Raw genomic sequence first — 18,304 nt, 5'->3', positions numbered from 1 at the left:
AAAATTTCTAAATAATTACCCTTCTTACCGTATTTTTCGGGAATTAAGTAAAACTCGCATTGCTAGCGCATATTAATAGGCTTTATTCTGCCAAAATCTGGTGTTTACCTTTTAACCGGTGGTATAATTCGCGCCCTAAATTTATCGCCTATTTAGAGTGTTGCTGCCTCTCTGTGTAAACCGGGTTATTTGGATTGCTTAGTGAAGTTGTCAATTAAACCAAACACTTATAATACAGGTGAAATTGCTCGTTTTAATATAGAAGTAAATTTATGACCAAAAAGCTATTTATAAAAACCTGGGGATGCCAAATGAACGAGTATGACTCGTCTCGCATGGCGGACTTGTTGAATAAAACTCATGACTTGGAAATGACTACAGAAGCTACGGAAGCTGATGTTTTAGTCCTAAATACATGTTCTATTCGTGAAAAAGCACAAGAGAAAGTTTTTTCTCAACTTGGTCAGTGGAAAAATTTTAAAAAAGATAAGCCGGATCTTTTAATTGCGGTTGGCGGTTGTGTCGCGAGCCAAGAAGGTAAAGAAATCAGGCGCCGAGCACCCTATGTCGATATGGTTTTTGGTCCTCAAACTTTGCATCGCTTACCAGCAATGATTAATGAGGTTCGTGCAGATAAGTCTCCTGTTGTCGATATTTCTTTTCCAGAGATTGAAAAGTTTGACGTATTACCAGAACAACAAGTTGAAGGCGTGACTGCTTTTGTTTCTATTATGGAAGGCTGCAGCAAGTACTGCTCTTTTTGCGTTGTACCTTATACTCGCGGCGAAGAAGTCAGCCGGCCCTTTGACGATGTAATCGCTGAAATTGTTGGGCTAGCAGAAAAAGGCGTAAGAGAAGTCAACCTTTTAGGTCAAAACGTAAACGCTTATCGAGGTCAAACTCATGATGGGCGAGAAGCTGACTTGGCCGAGCTTATTGAGTTGGTTGCAGCGATTGAAGGGATCGACAGAATTCGATTTACAACATCGCACCCAGTTGAGTTTTCACAGAGTTTGATTGATGTTTATGCAAGAGTTCCCGAGTTAGTTAGTCACTTGCATTTACCTGTTCAAAGTGGGGCCGACCGAATATTAAATATGATGAAGCGTGGACATACCGTTTTAGAATATAAGTCGAAAATTAGAAAGTTAAAAAAGATTCGTCCAAATTTAAGTATGTCGTCTGATTTTATCATTGGGTTTCCTGGTGAGACGGATAAAGACTTTCAAGACACAATGGACCTAATTGCTGAAATTGATTTTGATATGAGCTTTAGCTTTATATATAGCGCTAGGCCCGGCACGCCAGCGTCAGATATTGTCGATGATACGCCAATGCCGGTTAAAAAAGAGCGCCTTGCATTACTTCAGCAGCGTCTTAATCAGCAGGCGCAAAATCATGCACGCAGAATGTTACATACTAAACAGCGCATTTTAGTTGAAGGCCCATCGAAAAAAGATCCGATGCAATTGTCAGGTAGAACTGAAAACAACCGAATCGTTAACTTCGACGGTCAGCCACAAATGATTGGTCAGTTTGTTGATGTGATGATTACAGAAGTGTTGCCTAATTCTATGCGAGCAACTTTAGTCAACTAATGTCAGTAGGCCAGACTGAGTTTCTGGCCTATTGGTTTTGTTATCCGCTTAAAAATATTGATACTCGCCTTTGCTAAAGAGATCCTATGGCTGCTATAGAAATAATCCTCGAGCTAGAAAATAATCAAGAACTTGCGTTAATCAACGGCCATTTAGATGAGAATTTGCGTTTAATAGAAAAGCGTTTTGGGGTCGAAATTAATAATCGAGCAAACGTTTACAAAATTATTGGTGAACCAGAACACTTATCGGCCGTCTCTGATGTTATGGAAGCCATGCACAGAGAAGTTGCTGAAAATCATCAATTAACCAATGAACTATTGCATGTGATTGTTCAATCTGGCTGCCAAGCTTTAGCACAAGAAAATAAACAGCGTAATAAAGACGATATTGTCATCTCTACCAAGCGTGGCCAAATTAGACCGCGAGGTTTAAATCAAAAACGATATGTAGAAAACATTATTGCTAGCGATGTCACTTTTGGAATTGGCCCAGCCGGTACAGGTAAAACTTACCTGGCGGTTGCCGCGGCGGTAGATGCGTTAGAACGCCAAGAGGTTCGGCGCATTTTGCTTACAAGGCCGGCTGTTGAGGCGGGAGAGAAGTTAGGCTTTTTGCCCGGAGATCTTAACCAGAAAGTAGATCCTTATTTACGACCTTTATACGACGCATTATATGAAATGTTAGGCTTTGAAAAGGTGGCTAAGTTAATTGAAAAAAATGTCATTGAAATTGCCCCTTTGGCTTATATGCGCGGACGCACTTTAAATGAGGCGTTTATTATTATGGATGAAAGCCAAAACACGACGGTTGAACAAATGAAAATGTTTTTGACCCGAATTGGCTTTAACTCTAGAGCGGTTATTACTGGCGATATTACTCAGGTTGATTTGCCACGTGGCAAAACTTCGGGATTAAGACAAGCGATTGATATTTTAGATAATGTTGCCGGTGTTAAGTTTTCATTTTTTCAGGCCGCAGATGTGGTGCGCCATCCTGTTGTGCAGCGCATAGTTAAAGCGTATGAAAAAATTGAAAATAATGATGGCAGTGACCGAGAAAATCGAGCTGCGCCTCCGCTTGCTAAAAAAGAATTAGACTAACCGGTAACGCTTGTTGTATGAAAGTCATATTAGATTTACAAAACGCATTGCAAAATCATTCGGATGATATTGTGCTACCCAGTGCTTCTCAAGTAGAGATGTGGATTCAGCGAGCACTATTACTAGCCGGCTACCAACAGCAAACCGCAGAGCTCACGGTTCGGTTTGTCGATCCCCAAGAAATGATTCAGCTCAATCACGAGTATCGAGGAAAAAATAAAACCACTAACGTTCTAACTTTCCCTTTTGAGGTGCCAGAGCCGATTGAAAGTGATTTGCTTGGCGATATTGTCATTTGCCCCACAGTGATAGCGGCGGAAGCTTTAGCGCAACAAAAAACTGTTATTCACCACTGGGCGCACATGGTCGTTCATGGCTGTTTACACTTGCTTGGCTTTGATCACTTAGATGATGCCGAAGCAGAAGAAATGGAAGCGCTTGAAGCTTCTATTCTTAAAGAGTTTGCTATTTCCAATCCTTATTTTTCATAAAAAAATTCCGTCAATTTAATTTTGATGCGGCGCAGCAGGGATTTTTCGGCGTGCTTTGCGCCGCATTTCTGCCTACTCGCTCGTAATTAATTTTTATATCAGTGTTTACATTTTAAGGCATTCTGTTTATAACAGGGTATCTCGCGAATTTTGAAGTATCCGAGAAAATAAAATTTATTATTAATAATAAAGGATAAAAAATATGGCTAACAACTTCAAAAAATCTAGCTTGTGTCTTGCAATGGGCCTAGTTCTTGGCTCGCAAGCGCTCTACGCAGAAGAGGCGGCATCGGAAGAAGAGGCAACTTCTCAAGTCGTTGTCATTGTAGGTTCGCGTGCGGCACCTCGCTCTGTAGGTGACTCTCCTGTTCCTGTTGATGTAATTTCTGCAGAAGAAATATCTAAAACCGGTTCTATTGATACTTTAGATATGCTTGCAAGTTCAGTACCTTCTTTCAATGTTCGCGCTCAACCAATTAGTGATGCGGCTACTCTGATTCGCCCGGTTAATTTGCGTGGCTTGCCTTCTGATAGTACGTTAATTTTAGTTAATGGTAAGCGTCGCCATAGAGCCGCAGTAATTGCTTTCCAAGGTGGCGGTGTTAATGACGGCGCGCAAGGTCCCGATATTTCAGTTATCCCGAGTGTAGCGTTAAAACAAGTAGAAGTACTTCGTGACGGCGCAGCAGCCCAATATGGTTCGGATGCCATCGCAGGGGTAATGAACTTTGTGTTAAAAGATAATGCCGATGGTGGTTCGCTTTCGGTTAAACAAGGCCAATACTACGAGGGAGACGGCACTTCAACAATAGTTGACGGTAATATTGGTTTACCTTTAACTGATAGAGGCTTCGCCAACTTCAGTTTTCAATTGAAAAATGCAGATGCCACTAGCCGCAGTGTTCAGCGTCCAGATGCACAAGCTTTGTTTGATGCCGGAAACACTGAAATTAAAAACCCTGCTCAAATTTGGGGTAATCCTGAAATAAAAGATGATATTACTCTGTTTGCTAATATTGGCTTAGACTTAGGCAATAATAGTGAAGCCTATCTTTTTGGTAACTACTCAGAAAGAGATGTAACCGGTGGCTTTTACTACAGAAACCCGCATAACCGTGGAAATGTTTACTCTATTGATGATGGCGCAACACTCCTTGTAGGTGATGTTGGTCTTGCTACTACTGGCACTGCAAGCTGTTCATGGTCAAATGGTGCTGGTCAGCCTTCAAACGTGCCTGCTAATGTTGATAATGTGTTGCTAACACCTGAATACCAAGCGATGGCCGCAGATCCTAACTGTTTTTCTATGAATATGGTACCTGGCTACGCCGGTGGTTATACACCTCAGTTTGGTGGAAACGTAACTGATGCCTCTATGACTATGGGTGTTAAGGGCGATATCGAGTCTGGGTTCTTGAAAGATTGGGGCTACGACTTAAGCGGTTCTGTAGGGCGCAATGAAGCAAGATTTAATCTTAAAAACACTTTAAATCCTTCGTTGGGATTAGACACGCCGTCTGACTTTGATACGGGTGCTTATATCCAGTTAGAGAAAACGTTTAACTTTGATATTGTGAGAGAGTTTGATGTTTCTTGGGCAGATATGATTAATGTTGCTACTGGTATCGAGTGGCGTGAAGAAAGCTTTGAGATTGTGTCGGGTGAAGAAGCATCTTGGAAAGCTGGTCCATACGCTGACCAAGGATTTAATATTGGCTCGCATGGCTTCAAAGGTTTTGGTCCTGAGTCGCAAGGTGTAAGTACTCGTCGCAATATCGGCGCATACTTAGATTTAGAAGCTTACATGACTGAAGATTTACTTATGGGAGCGGCTTTGCGTTATGAAGATTTCTCTTCTTTTGGTGATACTTTAGATTATAAGTTAACCGCGCAATATACATTGACAGATAGCGTTTCACTCCGTGCATCTCATAGTACTGGTTTTAGAGCGCCAACAGTTGGTCAGGCGAACGTGGTGAACACTCAAACCTCAATTGTTAATGGTAATCTAATCCAAACATTTATCGCGCCACCGACTAATCCATTAGCTTCGTTCTATGGTGGTCAAGAGTTAACTCCTGAAGAGTCAGTTAGTTTTGCAACCGGTATTGTTTATGAAGATGGTGACTTCTTTATGACGGCAGATTACTACACGATTGAAGTAAGTGATCGGATTGCACAATCTAGCCAAATCTCTGTAGATCCTGCTGACTACGCTGAACTAGAGGCGCGTGGGGTTTCAAATCCTGAGCTGATATCTGCGGTGACTTATTACGCTAATGACTTTGATACAACTACTCAAGGTATTGATATAGTTGCAAACTATTCAATGAATCTGTTTGAGGGAGATACTAAGTTAAGTATGGCGTACAACTGGAATGAAACGACAGTTGACAGTTTCAACCCAGACACCACTAATGAAGGTAAAGTAAGACGCTTAGAAGAAGGTATGCCTCAGCATAGAGCGACTTTTACTATGGCTCAGTCTTGGGATAAGTTGAACATGTTTGCTCGCTTAAATTATTTTGGTGAGTATTATGCGACTCATGCGGATGACACCAGTGACTGGGGATCTGAAATGGCAGACTCGGCATTTACCATAGATTTAGATGTTAGTTATGTGATAAATGATTCGTTCACTGTTTCTGGCGGTGCAAATAACTTGTTTGACCAAGAGGCGCAAAAACTAAAACCTGGCACATTAGGTGTTTTAGGTGCTATCTACTATGAAAGTGGACCGTTTGATTATAACGGCGGCTACTATTATGTGAAAGCCACCTACAACTTCTAACCTTACTAGCGTTAGTTGTAGATAATGCCATTCAGTGTTAACTGGATGGCATTTTTTTTACTGGCAGTAAAAAGCGATAATAAGTATATTTATATTTTGTGATTTCTGGCGCATTTGTTAGACTGAGCAGTGTCCTTTAAATGAGAGTAAAATTACAGGTATGAGTGACGATAAACCTCCCTCGAAAAACTGGTTCGAGAAACTAACCCAGATTTTTCAAGATACACCCCAAGATAGAACCGAGCTTGTAGAAATCCTAAAAACAGCGGAAGAAAACACGCTGATTAATCCAGAGCTACTTTCCATGATGGTTGGCGTAATGCATATATCCGAGTTGCAGGCGCGCGATATTATGATCCCTCGACCTGAAATGACGGTAATCGATGAGAGTATGGATTTTGCAACCATGTTACCGACAATTGTTGACTCTAGGCATTCACGTTTTCCGGTTATAGGCGATAATCGTGACGATATTGAAGGAATTATTTTAGCCAAAGATCTTTTACACTTCATTTGTGAACGCGAAGCCGATCCTGATTGTAAATTTACCCTGAAAGATTATTTGCGACCGGCGGTGATTATTCCAGAAAGCAAGCGTTTAGATGTACTTTTAAAAGAGTTTAGAGCCAATCGCAACCACATGGCGATTGTGGTTGATGAGTACGGTGGTGTTGCTGGTTTAATTACCATTGAAGATGTGTTGGAGCAAATTGTTGGTGAAATAGAAGATGAATTTGATATTGATGAAGATGACGATAACATCCACCAAATTTCAGAAAAAATCTTTAATGTAAAATCACGCACTCCGATAGAAGAGTTTAATCAATGTTTTGAAACCCAAATGAGAAATGATGAATACGACACTATTGGCGGTATTCTCATGCAAGCATTTGGCCATATGCCTGCACGAGGCGAATCAATTAAAATTGATGACTTAAAGTTTGATATTGTGTCTGCAGACACGCGCCGAATAAAACTGCTAAGAGTGACCCGACTTGCTACTTCACGACTAGAAGAAAGCTAGTGAGCCAAACATAACACCGCTAAGGAAATTTATCGTGTTTGAACATTTGTGTTTGGGATGCCAACGGCTACTTCAAGTCGGTTGGCAGGCGCGAATTAGTATGGCTTTAATTGGGGCGCTTTATCCCTTGGGATTTGCACCGTTTGAAGCTTGGCCAGCGGCGTTAGCATCTATCACTTTATTATTGCTTGCATTACAAGTTAAGTCCGTTTTAAGCGCTTATAAAATAGCTTTTTATTGGGGCGTCGGCATGTTTAGTGTGGGTGCTAGCTGGGTGTACGTTAGCATACATGAATTTGGACATGTGCCGGTAATTGGTGCTATCGCACTAACGATTGTGTTTGTTTTATATCTTGCTTGTTTTAAAGGCCTTTTCGGTTATTTATTGGCACGCTTCACAGCAACCCAGCCAGCTTATCTATGGATAATTTTAGCGCCAATGTTGTGGGTGGTTTGCGAATATTTACAAGCTATTTTCTTTAATGGTTTTCCGTGGTTGCTATTAGGATATAGCTTAATTGATAGTCCGCTAAGCTCTGCAGCCACTATAGGTGGTGTGTATTTCGTTAGTTGGTTAGGTGTTGCAATAGGTAGTCTAGTTGTGTGGATTATTAGGTTTGGTCTCACTCGACAAAGACTGCAGCTATTCATTGGCCTGTGTGCTCTTATTTTAGCTAGCAACTTAATTGAACGCTTTGCTTCATCGCCAGAGTTTACACAAGAGTCTCTCGACGTTGGGCTTGTGCAGCCTAATGTTGCTCAGCAAATAAAGTGGGACAGACGGCACTTCACGCAAATTGTAAATGATTTATACCAAGAAACTGAATCGCTTTGGGGGGCTGATCTGATTGTGTGGCCTGAAGGCGCAATACCTGCATACGCCCACCAAGTTACCGATATCTTGCAAGATTTAGAAGCTAAAGCGAAACAGCATAAAAGCCAAATTATTTTAGGCATTCCCGAATATCACGGGGCAACTGAGAAAAGTTTTGTAAGCTTGCTAGCACTAGGAAACCAGAACAAAAACTATCATAAACAAGTGTTAGTTCCCTTTGGTGAATATGTTCCCTTAGAAGATTGGTTGCGTGGTGCGATTCGCTTTTTAAATTTACCTATGTCGAGGTTTTCACCGGCGGTTGAAAAACAGTCTCCCATGCAGTTTGACTCTTTTACTGCTATTCCGGCTATTTGTTATGAAATTGTCTATCCGTGGATAGTGCATGATTTATTTTCTCAAGTTGAGCTTAATAAACCTCAATTAATCGTCACGGTAAGCAACGATGCTTGGTTTGGTGATTCATTGGGACCATATCAACATATGCAAATGGCACGCATGCGAGCCTTAGAACTAGGTATTCCGCTGGTAAGAGCAACTAATGACGGTGTTACAGGATTTGTTAACGCTAGCGGTGAGCTGCATCGTTATTTGCCTAGGTATCAACAAAATAGTTTACGCAAAACGATAAGCTTGGCATCGCGGGATACGCTTTATCGCAAATTAGGATATTGGCCGATTCTTATTGTGCTGATATTTAGCGCTATTTTTTTCAGCATTGCGCGAGTTCGCAGTGATTTAAAATCTTGATCTTGCAGTGCAATATAAATCAAATTAAGCGGCTAAACATGGCATCATGGTGACCATGAGCACGCGGACTATGTGGGGCCTTCAAAGTTTTGGCTAAACACTATGTCACTAGCGTTTTACCTTTTAAAAATCAGTCACTTCCGTAAAAAATTAAAGCAAAATACTGGGTTAACCAATGGAATCGCACCTATACTTTGGTTAAAAGTGTTACTTGGCTTGCTATTTTGAATAAAGTCTTTTAAAAAGAGTAAGTGAGTCAATCATTCTAGGATAGGGGTATGCTAGAGAATTATCTACCTATATTGGTCTTTGTAGTGGTCGGATTGGGTTTTGGGGTTATCCTTGAGCTTGTCGGTTATTTTGCAGCACCAAGAAAAGAAGTGAAAGACAAGCTTTTGCCGTTTGAGTGTGGCTTTGATGCATTTGACGACGCTCGCCATAAATTTGATGTCCGTTTCTACCTAGTCGCTATTCTATTTATTATTTTTGACCTTGAAGTTGCCTTTTTATTTCCTTGGGCGGTAGTGTTTCAAGAACTCAGCTGGTTCGCTATTGGTGCAATGGGTGTTTTCCTGGGGTTACTGGTAGTCGGTTTTATTTACGAATGGAAAAAAGGAGCGCTGGAATGGGAGTAAATCGAGTAACACTTCCTAACGAGCCTCGCCCGGAAATAAAGCAAGAAGGCAAAGGCTATATGGTTACAGGTATTGACACCCTAGTGAATTGGGCTCGTACTGGATCTATGTGGCCAATGACTTTTGGACTTGCGTGCTGTGCGGTAGAAATGATGCAAGCAGGCGCAGCACGTTATGATTTTGATCGCTTTGGGGTTGTGTTTAGGCCCAGCCCTAGACAGTCTGACGTAATGATTGTTGCCGGCACCTTAACCAATAAAATGGCACCAGCACTGCGCCGTGTTTACGACCAGATGCCAGAGCCTAAATGGGTTATTTCAATGGGATCTTGTGCTAATGGTGGCGGTTATTATCATTACTCCTATGCGGTTGTGCGAGGGTGTGATCGAATTGTTCCGGTTGATATTTATGTTCCTGGTTGTCCGCCAACAGCTGAAGCTTTAATTTATGGTGTGATTCAGCTCCAGAAAAAAATCAAGCGAACGAATGTTATTTCGCGAAAGGTGTAAGGCTTAATTATGTCACAACAGTTAATGCAGCTGCTTGAATCTCACTTACAAGATAAACTCGAATCAACCGAACGACGTTTAGACGAAATTTCAATCACTTTAAGCAAAGACAATTTACTCGATGTAAGCAAAATATTAAGAGATCACGACGATTTTCAGTTTGAACAATTAATCGACTTATGCGGTGTAGATTATTTAACTTATGGCGAAGATGAGTGGGTTACTCATGAAGCAACAAGTTCTGGCTTTGAGCGAGGTCGACACACTCAGCCGATACCGCGTGACGATAACAAACCGCGTTTTGCGGTGGTTTACCATTTGTTATCAGTGACTTTAAATCAACGCTTAAGAGTCAAAGTGTTTGTTGATAACGATACCTTAAAAATACCAAGCGTTACTGATATTTGGAATTCTGCAAACTGGTATGAAAGAGAAGCATTTGATTTATACGGGCTACTTTTTGAAGGCCACCCAGACTTACGTCGCATCTTAACCGATTACGGTTTTATTGGGCATCCGTTTCGCAAAGATTTTCCAGTTATTGGCAATTTAGAAATGCGTTTTGATGAAGAAAAAGCCCAATGTGTTTATGAAAAAGTTTCAATTGAAGAAAGAATATTGGTACCTAAAGTAATTAGAAAAGAGAAAAGCATTTAATCAAGCTAAAACATTGTCATCATCAATTGTAAAAAAGGCGGCTGCTAAGAGTCTGTCATAAAGGATAATAGTAAACAATAATTATGGCTGAAATTGAACACTACACTTTAAATTTTGGACCCCAGCATCCGGCTGCGCATGGCGTTTTGCGAATGATTTTGGAAATGGATGGCGAGATTATTGAGCGCGCCGATCCGCATATTGGTTTACTGCATAGAGCAACCGAAAAACTAGCCGAAATTAAGCCTTATAATCAAAGCATTGGCTATATGGATCGGCTCGACTATGTTTCTATGATGTGTAATGAGCATGCTTATGTGCTAGCAATCGAAAAATTACTTGGCCTAGAAGTGCCGCTACGTGCCCAATATATTCGAGTGATGTTTGCAGAGGTTACACGCATACTTAATCATCTGATGTGGTTAGGGGCTCACGGGCTAGACGTTGGCGCAATGACTATGTTTTTATATTGTTTTAGAGATCGTGAGCCATTAATGGATGCCTACGAAGCGGTTTCTGGAACTCGAATGCATGCAACTTACTTTAGGCCGGGTGGTGTATACCGTGACTTACCCGACAGCATGCCTCAATACGAACCTTCTAAATGGCGAAACGCTAAAACCCTAACTGAGCTAAACGCTAACCGGCAAGGCTCATTACTTGATTTTTTGGCAGACTATTGTGAAAAATTTGATGCCAATGTTGATGAGTATGAATCTTTATTAACCGAGAATAGAATTTGGAAGCAACGCTTAGTTGGAATTGGCGTGGTGTCTCCCGAGCGAGCTTTTCAACTTGGTTTTACAGGACCTATGTTGCGGGGCTCTGGCGTTGCATGGGATCTACGTAAAATGCAACCTTATGATGTCTATGCCGATTTAGATTTTGATATTCCTGTGGGGCGTAATGGTGATAGTTACGACCGTTATTTAGTTCGAGTTGAAGAAATGCGCCAGTCGAATCGCATTATTAAACAGTGTATTGAATGGTTAAGGCAAAACCCAGGACCTGTGATTTGTGATAACCACAAAGTTGTTCCGCCCAAGCGGGCCGAAGCAAAAAATGATATGGAATCGTTAATTCATCATTTTAAGTTGTTTACTGAGGGCTACTGCGTTCCTGCGGGTGAAGCCTATGCTGCGGTAGAGCACCCGAAAGGAGAGTTTGGTATTTATATGATATCTGATGGTGCCAACAAACCTTACAGAGTAAAAATACGCGCGCCCGGTTTTGCTCACATTGCTGCGATGGATGAATTAACTAAGGGCCATATGCTGGCCGATGTAGTCGCAATTATTGGCACCATGGATATTGTGTTTGGGGAGATAGATCGCTAATGACCGATTTAAATTATGATCAAACCCAACACTTAAAAGCTTTACTACCAGCAACGGCCATTGCAGAAATAAATCATTGGATTGCCAAATACCCCGCTGATCGAAAAAGGCCGCCTATAATTGCGGCGCTAAAAGTCGTTCAAGAACATAATGGTAATTATTTAACAGAAGAATTAATGCAAGCGGTAGCGGAGTATTTAGATGTGCCGCATGTTGCGGTTTACGAAGTCGCAACTTTTTATACGATGTTTCATATAAACCCTGTTGGGAAATATGTTTTATCGGTTTGTAATAATATTTCTTGTTCATTACGAGGCGCTAATCAAGTGCTAGCTCACCTTCAAAATCGGCTTAACATAAAAGCAGGGGAAACCACCGAAGATGGTTTATATACTATCAAAACGGTGGAATGTATGGCCGCTTGTGGCGGCGCTCCAATGCTTGAAGTGAATAAAACTTATTTTGAAAACTTAACCGAAGAAAAAGTTGATCAAATTCTTTCTGATTTAGCAGCACTTGAATTAAGTCAAGATTCTAATGGGGAGGCTTCAGAGTAAATTATGGCGAATGAAGTCTGTTTTAGAACCTTACATTTAGAAACTCCATGGTCACTAGAGGCCTACGAAAGTGTCGGCGGGTATCGCTCACTAAAACGTATTGCTGCAGGCGAGCTGTGTTACGACACAATCATTGATGAATTAAAATTATCCGCACTACGAGGGCGCGGAGGTGCGGGCTTTCCTACCGGCTTAAAATGGAGCTTTATGCCGCGGAATATGCCTGGTCAAAAATATGTGGTGTGTAACTCCGATGAAGGTGAGCCTGGAACGTTTAAAGACAGAGATATTCTTCGCTATAACCCACATCAACTTATCGAAGGAATGATAATTGCCGGCTATGTAATGAATGCAACCGTGGGTTACAACTATATGCGGGGGGAGTTTTATGAACCTTTTGAACGTATGGAAGCGGCATTAGCGGAAGCGCGCGCAAAAAATTATTTAGGCGATAATATTTTAGGCTCTGATCTTTGTTTTGAACTTCACAATCACATGGGGGCGGGGGCTTATATTTGTGGCGAAGAAACCGCATTAATAGAGTCTTTAGAAGGCAAGAAAGGGCAGCCAAGGTTTAAGCCGCCGTTTCCTGCTAACTACGGAGTATTTGGTCGCCCAACTAACGTAAATAATACAGAAAGCTATGCATCAGTACCGGTGATTTTAGAAAATAGCGGGCAGTGGTTTCTTGACTTGGGTAAACCCAATAATGGCGGCACTAAAATTTTCTCAGTGTCTGGACATGTTGTTAACCCGGGTAATTTTGAAATTGGCCTTGGCACATCGTTTAACGACTTGCTTGCAATGGCCGGTGGAATGCTTGGCGGGAGAGCCTTAAAAGCGGTGATACCTGGCGGTTCGTCATCGCCTATTTTACCGGCTGAAGTAATGCAAAAAATAACCATGGATTATGATGCTATAGGCAAAGCGGGTTCTATGTTGGGATCGGGTGCGGTTATTGTTTTAGATGAAACCACCTGCATGGTGAATTTAGCCGCGATAACAGCCCACTTTTATTATGAAGAGTCTTGCGGGCAGTGTACGCCTTGCCGTGAAGGTACCGGGTGGATGTCGCGAGTTATTCATCGAATTCTTAAGGGCGAAGGGAGAGCGGAAGATATAGAAAACTTAGAGCGTGTTGCCAGCAATATAATGGGGCGAACTATTTGTGCTTTAGGTGATGCCGCTGCCATGCCAATTAAGGGATTTTTACAACACTATCGGCATGAGTTTGAATATATGATTGAACATAAACGCAGTTTAGTTTCGGAATAGAAGCAGAATTATGGGTAAAGTGCACTTAGATATCGATGGCAAAGCATTAGAGGCGGAAGTCGGCTCTATGATTATTGAAGTTGCAGATGCAGCTGGCATTTATATACCTCGCTTTTGTTATCATAAAAAACTTTCTGTTGCTGCTAATTGTCGGATGTGTATGGTCGATGTTGGGAACTTACCTAAAGCAGTGCCTGCCTGTGCCACCCCGGTTGCTGAAGGTATGTCGATTAAAACCCAAAGTGAAAAAGCGGTTGCAGCACAAAAGTCGGTCATGGAATTTTTATTAATAAACCACCCATTAGATTGCCCTATTTGCGACCAAGGTGGTGAGTGCGAATTGCAAGACTTATCACTGGAGTATGGCGAAGATATTAGCCGTTTTACAGAAGGTAAGCGCGTCGTTAAAGATAAAGATCTCGGGCCGCTAATTGAAACAGATATGACTCGCTGTATTCATTGCACCCGGTGTGTCAGGTTTGGGCAAGAAGTGGTTGGTATTCGAGAACTTGGCGCCACAGGCAGAGGCGAGCATGTAGAAATTGGCACTTATATTGAAGCCTCAATTGAGTCAGAAGTCTCTGCCAATATTATCGATTTATGCCCAGTAGGCGCTCTTACCGCAAAGCCATCAAAATACAAAGCAAGAGCTTGGGAGTTACGTCAGTCGCCCAGTATTGCTGCTCACGACTGTTTGGGTTCGAACGTTTGGGTTCATCATCGACGAGGTGAAATTATTCGCGTTGTGCCACGAGAAAATGAAGCGATTAATGAGGTTTGGCTGTCGGATCGAGATCGCTTTTCTTATCAAGCTTTAACCGAAGGTGAGCGCCTTTTAAAACCAAGAATAAAGAAAAATGGAGAGTGGCAAGATACTGACTGGCAAACTGCACTGGAACGGGTTGCGAATGAAATGAAGCGTATAATTGGTGCTTCTAATGGGGATAACTTCGGCTGTTTGGTAGGCAACTCTGTGACGACCGAAGAGGCCTATTTAGCCCAAAAATTATTACGTGGTATAGGTTGTAATAATATTGATTTTAGAACTAGACGTCGCGATTTTAGTGGCGACGGACGGGGCAGTTTTAGAAGTGGCTTAAACTTTCCTATGGCAGATTTAGAGCAAATGGACTCTACATTGTTGGTTGCAGCTGATTTACGTCATGAACAACCGTTAACGGCATTAAGAGTTCGTAAGTCAACGGGTTATGGGCAAGTGATGGCTATTAATCCTTTTGACGGAGAGTATAACTTTAGGCTGCAACATGAAATTCAACCACAGCCTCATATGCTTGCGCAGGAGTTTGCTCAAGTTATCGTGGCGGCCGATCGACTTAATCCTGACGTGTTACACGCTGAAGCAAAAGAGTGGCTTGAAGGGATTGAGCCAGCTGAAAAACATCAACAAATTGCCAAACAGTTATTAAATTCTGAACGTTCGTGTATTTTGTTAGGCGTTTATGTTCAAGAGCACCCACAGGCTCAAACCATTAACTGGTTAGCCGAATCATTAGCCAGTATTACCAGTAGCCAATGGGGTTATATGACTCAAGGCTGTAACGCAGCAGGCAATAAAATAGCCGGCGCCGTCCCTATGCAAGCCGCTGTAGGAGGTAAGTCGGAAGCAGGTAAAAATGCCAAACAGATGCTAGAACAAAAATTAAAAGGGTATTTGCTTTTAAATTGTGAGCCTGATGTAGAAAGTGTATGGCCAGAAGCCGCGTTAGAGAGCTTACAGCAAGCAGAGTGTGTCATAGTGGCAACACCTTTTAAAGATGGTCGAGCCGCCGAGTATGCAAATATTATGTTACCCATTGCAGGGTGTTATGAAACCTCAGGTACATACATTAATGTTGAGGGATTATGGCAGTCTTTCGCTGCTGCAGTTAAAGCGCCAGGAGAGGCAAAGCCAGGCTGGAAGGTGTTACGTGTATTAGCCAACTTATTTGAACTAGCTGGGTTTGACTTTGATTCTTCGCAAGCGGTGATTAACGAGCTTAAAGAAAAGTTTGAGACGGTTGGTGAGTCTAAAGTTGCGCGAAAAATACCACCTCCACTTATGCAGGTGAGTGAAACTGAAGTGACTCGAGAATCCTTAGGGCTTTATATGGTTGACCCCATGGTTCGTCGCGCTAAAGCATTACAGCAAACACCCAAAGCTTCAACTCATCCTATTAGTATATCGAGGGTGAAAACATGAACCAAATTGATCTTTTAGCTTGGGGCGAGACGCTGTTTTTCATTCTTTTAAAAATCGTCGCTATCATTTTACCTTTGGTACTAGCGGTCGCTTACACGACTTATGCAGAACGCAAAGTGATTGGTTATATGCAATTACGGCTTGGGCCAAACCGAGTAGGGCCGAAAGGTTGGTTACAGCCAATTGCCGATGTTATTAAGTTAATAATGAAAGAAATCATTGTGCCAACGGGTGCGAGTAAAACACTGTTCGTTATTGCGCCAATTTTATTTATTGGACCGTCCTTTGCGGCATGGGCGGTGATTCCTTTTGATGCTGGGGTTGTGCTAGCAGATATTAATGCTGGACTGCTGTATGTGTTAGCAATGACCTCGATTGGTGTGTACGGAGTGATTATTGCAGGATGGGCCTCTAACTCTAAATACGCTTTTCTAGGCGCAATGCGATCGGCTGCACAAATTGTGTCTTATGAGCTCGCTATGGGCTTTGCGCTGGTTGGGGTGCTTATGTGCGCTCAAAGTATGAACTTGGGCGAGATCGTTGTCGCGCAAAGCGGTGGTTTTTTTCAGTGGTATTGGTTGCCGTTATTTCCCTTGCTTGTGGTTTATTGGATTTCTGGTGTGGCAGAAACGAATCGAGCGCCGTTTGATATGGCTGAAGGTGAGTCTGAAATTGTAGCGGGATTTCACGTGGAATATGCTGGAATGGCATTTTCATTATTTTTCTTGGCTGAATATGCCAATATGATTTTAATTTCAGTATTAACCGCACTGCTATTTTTTGGCGGTTGGTTATCTCCCTTTGAAAGTTACCCCTGGATAGATCAAGCAACCCAGTGGATTCCAGGTACCGTTTGGCTGTTGTTAAAGGCCGGATTTTTCTTATTTGGTTTAATTTGGATCCGCGCCACTTTCCCACGTTTCCGTTACGACCAAATTATGCGCTTAGGCTGGAAAATTTTTATCCCAGTTACTTTAGTTTGGATTGTGGTAGTGGCAATTTGGATAAAATCTAGTGTTTGGCCGTTTAACTAATCGATAATAGGCGATGTCATTATGAGTCAGTTAAAGAAAAACATTGATAGCTTCTTACTAAAAGAACTGCTCAAGGGGTTGAGCGTTACTTGGAAGAATATGTTTCGCAAAAAAGTAACGGTGCAATATCCAGAAGAAAAAACCCCTCAATCACCACGCTTTAGAGGACTGCACGCGCTGCGAACTTACCCTAATGGAGAAGAGCGTTGTATTGCATGTAAATTGTGCGAAGCGGTGTGCCCTGCTGCGGCTATTACGATTGAAGCAGGTCCACGCGAAAGTGATGGAACGAGACGCACGACTAAATATGAAATCGATTTATTTAAGTGTATTTATTGTGGCTTTTGTGAAGAGTCTTGTCCGGTTGACTCGATTGTAGAAACGCGAGTGTTTGATTATCACTTTGAAAACCGAGGCGAGAATATTATGACCAAAGAAATGTTATTAGAGATGGGCAGCAAATACGAAGATGAAATTGCTGCAGACAGGGCGATAGATGCTAAATATCGCTAATAGTAAAAATTTGCTTTCAATAGAATAATGAATAGAGAACATTAAATGAGTTTTCAAGTATTGGTTTTTTATGGTTTTGCCGCGCTGCTAATCTTTTCTGCGCTTATGGTAATCACCAGTAAGCACTCTGTTAAAGCGGCGCTTTTTTTAGTGCTAACTTTTGTTGCCGCTTCCGGCATTTGGTTGCTTTTAGAAGCTGAGTTTTTGGCGATAAGTTTAATTGTGGTTTACGTTGGCGCCGTCATGGTTTTATTACTGTTTGTGGTGATGATGCTAGATGTTGATTACGCGGCACTTCGACAGGGTTTTGTGCGCAAGTTGCCGCTCGCCCTTGTTGTTGCGATAGCTTTTCTAGGTTTAATGTATGCATTTATTACTCAAGGCCTAGTTTCTTCTGAGCTAGCCAAAGCTCCGCCGCCAAAACCAGCCGATTATTCAAATATTAAAGAGTTAGGCAGAATACTTTATACAGAATATGTGATTGCATTTGAGTTGGCTGCGGTAATTTTACTGGTGGCAATTATTGCTGCGATTGCTTTAACTTTTAGAGGAAGAAGAAATCGTAAAACACAGAATATTCAAAAGCAGCTTGCTGCGAATAAACAAAATAGGCTTAAGTTAGTTAGCGTAAAAGCGGTGACTAAAGAGTCAAAGTCTGAAACGGCAGCAGAGGATAAAGCATGATAGGGTTAAGTGATTATCTATTATTAAGTGCCATCCTTTTTGCAATTAGTGTTGCTGGAATAATAATTAATCGCAAAAATGTGATTACATTATTAATGTGCATTGAGCTTATGCTTTTAGCGGTAAATACTAACTTCATTGCATTCTCGCACTTTTTAGAAAACACTACTGGGCAAATATTTGTGTTTTTTATCCTGACCGTAGCGGCTGCCGAAGCTGCCATTGGCTTGGCGATTATTGTCGTATTGTTTAGAAATAGAGCCACCATAGACGTTGAACAACTCAACCAATTAAAAGGGTAGCGGGGCGCT

The 18,304-nt window shown here is 41.8% G+C and carries 17 protein-coding genes; all 17 read left to right on the top strand.

Annotated features, from left to right (window positions below; genetic code table 11):
• Window positions 1-272 precede the first annotated feature (272 nt).
• The 17 genes from miaB (at window position 273) to nuoK (ending at window position 18,295) form a co-directional block, all read left to right on the top strand.
• Window positions 273-1,598, top strand: coding sequence for a tRNA (N6-isopentenyl adenosine(37)-C2)-methylthiotransferase MiaB (gene miaB, locus ACUR5C_RS13420; RefSeq protein WP_454465684.1), 1,326 nt, complete (start codon window positions 273-275; stop codon window positions 1,596-1,598).
• An 86-nt stretch (window positions 1,599-1,684) separates the two neighbouring features.
• Window positions 1,685-2,701, top strand: a complete 1,017-nt coding sequence (locus ACUR5C_RS13415) for a PhoH family protein (protein WP_454465683.1) — start codon at window positions 1,685-1,687, stop codon at window positions 2,699-2,701.
• A gap of 17 nt (window positions 2,702-2,718) precedes the next feature.
• Complete coding sequence (gene ybeY / locus ACUR5C_RS13410; RefSeq protein ID WP_454465682.1) at window positions 2,719-3,192, top strand: rRNA maturation RNase YbeY; 474 nt, start codon at window positions 2,719-2,721, stop codon at window positions 3,190-3,192.
• 202 nt (window positions 3,193-3,394) lie between these two features.
• Window positions 3,395-5,983, top strand: coding sequence for a TonB-dependent receptor plug domain-containing protein (locus ACUR5C_RS13405; protein ID WP_454465681.1), 2,589 nt, complete (start codon window positions 3,395-3,397; stop codon window positions 5,981-5,983).
• A 160-nt stretch (window positions 5,984-6,143) separates the two neighbouring features.
• A complete protein-coding gene (locus tag ACUR5C_RS13400) occupies window positions 6,144-7,007 on the top strand; it encodes a CorC family transporter (RefSeq protein WP_454465680.1) in 864 nt (287 codons plus the stop codon).
• A gap of 34 nt (window positions 7,008-7,041) precedes the next feature.
• Window positions 7,042-8,592 (top strand): apolipoprotein N-acyltransferase, encoded by a 1,551-nt coding sequence (gene lnt / locus ACUR5C_RS13395; RefSeq protein ID WP_454465679.1) that lies wholly within the window; start codon window positions 7,042-7,044, stop codon window positions 8,590-8,592.
• Window positions 8,593-8,870: 278 nt separating this feature from the next.
• Window positions 8,871-9,227 (top strand): NADH-quinone oxidoreductase subunit A, encoded by a 357-nt coding sequence (ndhC, locus tag ACUR5C_RS13390; protein ID WP_454465678.1) that lies wholly within the window; start codon window positions 8,871-8,873, stop codon window positions 9,225-9,227.
• Window positions 9,218-9,736 carry a NuoB/complex I 20 kDa subunit family protein gene (locus ACUR5C_RS13385; protein ID WP_454465677.1) on the top strand — a complete coding sequence of 173 codons (519 nt, stop codon included), beginning with the start codon at window positions 9,218-9,220 and terminating at the stop codon, window positions 9,734-9,736. The genes ndhC and ACUR5C_RS13385 overlap by 10 nt, the downstream gene beginning before the upstream one ends.
• Before the next feature lie 9 nt (window positions 9,737-9,745).
• Complete coding sequence (locus ACUR5C_RS13380; protein ID WP_454465676.1) at window positions 9,746-10,393, top strand: NADH-quinone oxidoreductase subunit C; 648 nt, start codon at window positions 9,746-9,748, stop codon at window positions 10,391-10,393.
• 83 nt (window positions 10,394-10,476) lie between these two features.
• Window positions 10,477-11,730, top strand: coding sequence for an NADH-quinone oxidoreductase subunit D (locus ACUR5C_RS13375; protein WP_454465675.1), 1,254 nt, complete (start codon window positions 10,477-10,479; stop codon window positions 11,728-11,730).
• Complete coding sequence (gene nuoE, locus ACUR5C_RS13370) at window positions 11,730-12,287, top strand: NADH-quinone oxidoreductase subunit NuoE (RefSeq protein WP_454465674.1); 558 nt, start codon at window positions 11,730-11,732, stop codon at window positions 12,285-12,287. The genes ACUR5C_RS13375 and nuoE overlap by 1 nt, the downstream gene beginning before the upstream one ends.
• 3 nt (window positions 12,288-12,290) lie before the next feature.
• Window positions 12,291-13,562, top strand: coding sequence for an NADH-quinone oxidoreductase subunit NuoF (gene nuoF / locus ACUR5C_RS13365; RefSeq protein ID WP_454465673.1), 1,272 nt, complete (start codon window positions 12,291-12,293; stop codon window positions 13,560-13,562).
• Between the two features lie 10 nt (window positions 13,563-13,572).
• Complete coding sequence (nuoG, locus tag ACUR5C_RS13360) at window positions 13,573-15,762, top strand: NADH-quinone oxidoreductase subunit NuoG (protein ID WP_454465672.1); 2,190 nt, start codon at window positions 13,573-13,575, stop codon at window positions 15,760-15,762.
• Window positions 15,759-16,796, top strand: coding sequence for an NADH-quinone oxidoreductase subunit NuoH (nuoH, locus tag ACUR5C_RS13355; RefSeq protein WP_454465671.1), 1,038 nt, complete (start codon window positions 15,759-15,761; stop codon window positions 16,794-16,796). Before nuoG ends, nuoH begins: the two co-directional genes overlap by 4 nt.
• A gap of 21 nt (window positions 16,797-16,817) precedes the next feature.
• Window positions 16,818-17,309, top strand: coding sequence for an NADH-quinone oxidoreductase subunit NuoI (nuoI, locus tag ACUR5C_RS13350; protein ID WP_454465670.1), 492 nt, complete (start codon window positions 16,818-16,820; stop codon window positions 17,307-17,309).
• Between the two features lie 45 nt (window positions 17,310-17,354).
• Window positions 17,355-17,993: an NADH-quinone oxidoreductase subunit J gene (locus ACUR5C_RS13345; RefSeq protein ID WP_454465669.1), complete on the top strand. Its 639-nt coding sequence runs from the start codon at window positions 17,355-17,357 to the stop codon at window positions 17,991-17,993.
• A complete protein-coding gene (nuoK, locus tag ACUR5C_RS13340; RefSeq protein ID WP_454465668.1) occupies window positions 17,990-18,295 on the top strand; it encodes an NADH-quinone oxidoreductase subunit NuoK in 306 nt (101 codons plus the stop codon). Before ACUR5C_RS13345 ends, nuoK begins: the two co-directional genes overlap by 4 nt.
• Window positions 18,296-18,304 lie beyond the last annotated feature (9 nt).

This window comes from Aliikangiella aequoris, from assembly GCF_053709105.1.
The sequence above is the reverse complement of the archived record's forward strand: the minus strand, read 5'-3'. Positions and strand labels throughout refer to the sequence as shown.

Excerpts from the sequence above, each read along its gene's own strand:
- miaB (WP_454465684.1), top strand. The coding sequence starts at position 273 with ATGACCAAAAAGCTATTTATAAAAACCTGGGGATGCCAAATGAACGAG.
- ACUR5C_RS13415 (WP_454465683.1), top strand. The coding sequence starts at position 1,685 with ATGGCTGCTATAGAAATAATCCTCGAGCTAGAAAATAATCAAGAACTT.
- ybeY (WP_454465682.1), top strand. The coding sequence starts at position 2,719 with ATGAAAGTCATATTAGATTTACAAAACGCATTGCAAAATCATTCGGAT.
- ACUR5C_RS13405 (WP_454465681.1), top strand. The coding sequence starts at position 3,395 with ATGGCTAACAACTTCAAAAAATCTAGCTTGTGTCTTGCAATGGGCCTA.
- ACUR5C_RS13400 (WP_454465680.1), top strand. The coding sequence starts at position 6,144 with ATGAGTGACGATAAACCTCCCTCGAAAAACTGGTTCGAGAAACTAACC.
- ndhC (WP_454465678.1), top strand. The coding sequence starts at position 8,871 with ATGCTAGAGAATTATCTACCTATATTGGTCTTTGTAGTGGTCGGATTG.
- ACUR5C_RS13385 (WP_454465677.1), top strand. The coding sequence starts at position 9,218 with ATGGGAGTAAATCGAGTAACACTTCCTAACGAGCCTCGCCCGGAAATA.
- ACUR5C_RS13380 (WP_454465676.1), top strand. The coding sequence starts at position 9,746 with ATGTCACAACAGTTAATGCAGCTGCTTGAATCTCACTTACAAGATAAA.
- ACUR5C_RS13375 (WP_454465675.1), top strand. The coding sequence starts at position 10,477 with ATGGCTGAAATTGAACACTACACTTTAAATTTTGGACCCCAGCATCCG.
- nuoE (WP_454465674.1), top strand. The coding sequence starts at position 11,730 with ATGACCGATTTAAATTATGATCAAACCCAACACTTAAAAGCTTTACTA.
- nuoF (WP_454465673.1), top strand. The coding sequence starts at position 12,291 with ATGGCGAATGAAGTCTGTTTTAGAACCTTACATTTAGAAACTCCATGG.
- nuoG (WP_454465672.1), top strand. The coding sequence starts at position 13,573 with ATGGGTAAAGTGCACTTAGATATCGATGGCAAAGCATTAGAGGCGGAA.
- nuoH (WP_454465671.1), top strand. The coding sequence starts at position 15,759 with ATGAACCAAATTGATCTTTTAGCTTGGGGCGAGACGCTGTTTTTCATT.
- nuoI (WP_454465670.1), top strand. The coding sequence starts at position 16,818 with ATGAGTCAGTTAAAGAAAAACATTGATAGCTTCTTACTAAAAGAACTG.
- ACUR5C_RS13345 (WP_454465669.1), top strand. The coding sequence starts at position 17,355 with ATGAGTTTTCAAGTATTGGTTTTTTATGGTTTTGCCGCGCTGCTAATC.
- nuoK (WP_454465668.1), top strand. The coding sequence starts at position 17,990 with ATGATAGGGTTAAGTGATTATCTATTATTAAGTGCCATCCTTTTTGCA.